The organism is Ideonella sp. B508-1 (assembly GCF_000333615.1).
Classification (GTDB): domain Bacteria; phylum Pseudomonadota; class Gammaproteobacteria; order Burkholderiales; family Burkholderiaceae_C; genus Ideonella.
In genome coordinates this window covers 1-3329 of sequence record NZ_BADL01000046.1, presented here as the reverse complement: position 1 = coordinate 3329, position 3329 = coordinate 1, and the positions used below count along the sequence as shown (strand labels likewise).

The 3329-nt window shown below is 68.5% G+C and carries 4 protein-coding genes and 1 pseudogene; all 5 read right to left on the bottom strand.

Annotated features, from left to right (window positions below; genetic code table 11):
* On the bottom strand, positions 1–286 hold a 286-nt coding region (locus I73_RS25505), incomplete at its 3' end, for a hypothetical protein (protein WP_148289654.1).
* A gap of 15 nt (positions 287–301) precedes the next feature.
* Entirely contained in the window at positions 302–1246 is a 945-nt protein-coding gene (locus I73_RS02380; protein WP_022979154.1) for a hypothetical protein, read from the bottom strand.
* Positions 1247–1407: 161 nt separating this feature from the next.
* Complete coding sequence (locus I73_RS02375; RefSeq protein ID WP_159105828.1) at positions 1408–1971, bottom strand: hypothetical protein; 564 nt, start codon at positions 1969–1971, stop codon at positions 1408–1410.
* Positions 1972–2137: 166 nt separating this feature from the next.
* Positions 2138–3067: a M48 family metallopeptidase gene (locus I73_RS02370; protein ID WP_022979152.1), complete on the bottom strand. Its 930-nt coding sequence runs from the start codon at positions 3065–3067 to the stop codon at positions 2138–2140.
* Positions 3068–3083: 16 nt separating this feature from the next.
* A pseudogene (locus tag I73_RS25500) lies at positions 3084–3329 on the bottom strand (MFS transporter); the annotation flags it as partial.

Below are 3329 nucleotides of genomic sequence, written 5' to 3'. Positions count from 1 at the left end.
GCACATGGCGCTCGATGGAGCCCAGTTCGGCCCGCAGGGCACCATTGACCTCGCGCGCCAGCAGGGCCTGGTTCAGGCTCAGGTTGCGGATGGCCTCGCGGTAGCTGAAGAACACCTCCATGCCGCCGAACAGCAGGATGCTGAGGACGGCCAGCAGCGCAAAGGCGCGCACCTGCTTGCGCCACAGGCGCAAACGCCACAGCGAGCGCGGTGGGGGGCTGGGTGCTGCCGTCGAGGCGCCCGCCGAGGGCGGCGAGTCAGACGAAGGGGGGTACTGCCGGGCCATGGACGGTGGGGACGCTCAGCGCCAGAGCTGGTCGGCCGTGCGCAGGGCCGCCTTGGAGGGCACCAGGCCCATGGTGCGGGCGGCGCGCAGGTTGATGATGAACTCGAAGCCCTCGGGGCGCTGGATGGGGATGCGCGATGGGTCGGCGCCTTCCAGGATGCGCCGGGCCAGCTCGATGCCGCGGGGCTGCTCTGGGGGCTCGGTGCTTGTCTTCACCGCCATCAGCCCGCCCGCCTGGAGCAGGTAGCGCGAGTCATAGACCACCGGCAGGCCCAGGCTCTGCAAGGCCGGTACCAATCGCTGGCGGTGGAAGTAGGTCAGGTAGGCCATTGGCACCAACACCCCCTGCCCGGCCGGCAACCAGGCCTTCAGGTGCGCAATGTCCTCCAGTTGGCAGAACCTCACATAGCGCAGCGGCAGTCCGGTCCGTCGGGCGGCCAGTCGCAGGCCTGCGTCATCTTGAGAACTGCCCAGGGCCTGCGGCAGTTCGTCCGGGGGGATCAGACCAGGGCGGCAGGGCGGCATGTCCACGCCAGGGCAGGCTGGGTCGAATTCTTCCCGGGTTCCGTCCACCAGAAGGGTCATGCCCCGAATGCGCGGAAAGGCGAGATGGAGCGCCTCGGCCATCTTTGCCCAGCCAGGCAGCGCGGATGTGAAGCCGGTGGTGGGTGTGCCTGGCTGACGCAGGCTGTGAACCAGGCAATAAGAGCGGGGGTCGTCAGCAGAGCGAAAGAGCACCGGGATGTTGTGATCCAGTTTGCGGACCTTTGCCACCGGTGACATGGTGGTGCTGACGACGAGGTCCCAATGGCGACGTGCCAGCCATTGCTCTACCTGAAGCAGGCTGTGGGCGTCGCTGGCCTCAGGCGTCAGTCCGCCGCGTTCGAGGATCAGCTGGTGACCCTGGCGCTGCAGGGGGGACAGCTCACGCTCCAGTGCAGCCATCACAGGCTGGTCCATGCGTGGGTCCAGGGTGCTCAAGACCAGAACGGAGAGGGTGCGTGCATGGCTCGAACCGGCACTGAGCCACGTCAGCGCCAGTCCCAGGACCAACAGCCCTGCCAGCCCCCTGCCGGTCCACGGTCTCGGGGGCCATGCCTTGCACAAATGGGCCGGCGCAGTCAGCTGGTCAGGTGCTGTGCGCACAGGGTGTTAGCGAGGTAAGCCTGCCCCTGCGTGCTGCCCACGTAGGTGGCCAGTGCGGTGGCATCGGCAAAGTGCAGCAGCGAGGTTTCCACCGGCGGGCTGGCCGTGAGGCTGTTCAGCGGCGTGCCCACGAAGGCCGGCAGTTGCGTGCCGCCAGACAGAGTGTTAGGAGGGCAGCTGGCGCAACGCATCGACGGTTGGGTGCCCGTCCAGGCCTTCCAGCGGTGCACCAGCAGGGCCAGGGGCAGCGTGCTGTTGTCATCGAAGTAGCCCGAGATGAAACTGGTGGCCAGCACGCTCTGACCATCGGCCGAGGCGACCCAGCGCTGGGCAGCGTCCTGGGCATCGAACATCACCCATTGCACCGACACCGGCTTGACCAGCAGCTTGGCGTTGGCCAGTTCCGCTGCGGCGGAGTACCAGGTGAAGGTGTCGGTGGCTGCCGTGGGCAGCAGGGTGCCGCCGCCCAGGGGGCTGGAAGAAGTCAGCGGGTTGCCGCTGAAGCGCAGCACGCAGGTGTGGAACATGCCAGTGGACACTTGGAACCTCGTCTCAGATTGGGGGAATGGGTTGGGCAGCAGGGACCTGCTTTCCGGCAGGCCGCGGCCCAATCTACCGGGGGAGCTTTGTATCCAGATGCTTTCAACAATCCGCCGTCCCTTCCTCTGAGGATGCTGTGTGGTGTCCTCACCAAGCGGCCCGGACTCAGGCCGTGGGCGGTGAGAAGCGCTCGGGCGGTTTGGGCGCCTTGTCGAAGAGCGGGAGCACCTTGGGCAGGGTCTTCTCGATGTCGGCGATGCGGGTGGGCCCGGCCGGGTGGGTGGACATGAATTCCGGCGGCGCCCCCTCGTTGGCCTTGAGCATCTTCTGCCACAGGCTGACGCCGGCGCGGGGGTCGTAGCCGGCGCGGGCGGCCAGGTCCAGGCCCACCAGGTCGGCCTCGCTCTCGTCCTCGCGGCTGAACTTGAGGGTCAGCAGCTGGGCGCCCATGCCCAGGGCCGCATCGCCCAGCTGACCCAGGCCCAGCAGCGAGCTGATCAGGTTGGCCCCCAGGCGGGTGGCCGAGCTCTTGCCCATGCGCTCGCGGGCGTGTTCGCGCAGGGCGTGGGCCATCTCGTGGCCCATGATCATCGCCACCTCGTCGTCGCTGAGCTGCAGCTGGCGCAGGATGCCCCAGTAGAAGGCGATCTTGCCGCCGGGCATGCAGAAGGCGTTGAGCTCCTTGGAGCCGATCAGGTTGACCTCCCACTTCCAGTCGCGGGCACGGGGGTTCCAGGCGTAGGTGTAGGGAATGACGCGCTGGGCGATGGCGCGCAGGCGGATCACCTGCGGGTGGCTGTCCGGCGCCAGCGCGCGCTTGCCCTGCGCCTCCCGCTTCATCTGGGTGTACTGTTGCTGGGCCGCCTGCTCCACCTGCTCGGCCGGCACCAGCTGGGTGAACTTCGATTCCTTGCCCACCTGTTGGCGCACACCGTCGTCCTGCTGGGCCAGCACGCTGGCGGGCAACAGGCTGGCGCCGGCGCCCAGGCCGGCCCAGGCCGCCACGCGGCGGCGCTGGTGCAAGGGGCAGTGGCAGCCCCGGCCGTGGGCCAGGGGGGGCAGGGGAATGTCGGCGTGGGTGTCGAAATCAGGCATGGCAGGACAGGCGGCTTCAGTCGTCCGCGGTGGCGGCACCGGGGTCGGGTGCCAGGGCCTGGATGCTCGCACGCAGGCGCCAGAGCATCAACAGGGCCGGGATCGACAGGACGGTCGAGAGCAGAAAGAAGGCGGGCCAGCCGATCGATTCGGCCAGCACCCCGGCCAGCGGCCCCACCCAGACCCGGCCGACCGAGGCGAAGGCACTCAGCAGCGCGTACTGGGTGGCGGTGAAGCGCTGGCTGGTCAGGCTCATCAGGAA

Coding starts and splice junctions, on each gene's coding strand:
- I73_RS02370 (WP_022979152.1), bottom strand. CDS start 3,067: ATGCCTGATTTCGACACCCACGCCGACATTCCCCTGCCCCCCCTGGCC.
- I73_RS02380 (WP_022979154.1), bottom strand. CDS start 1,246: ATGGACCAGCCTGTGATGGCTGCACTGGAGCGTGAGCTGTCCCCCCTG.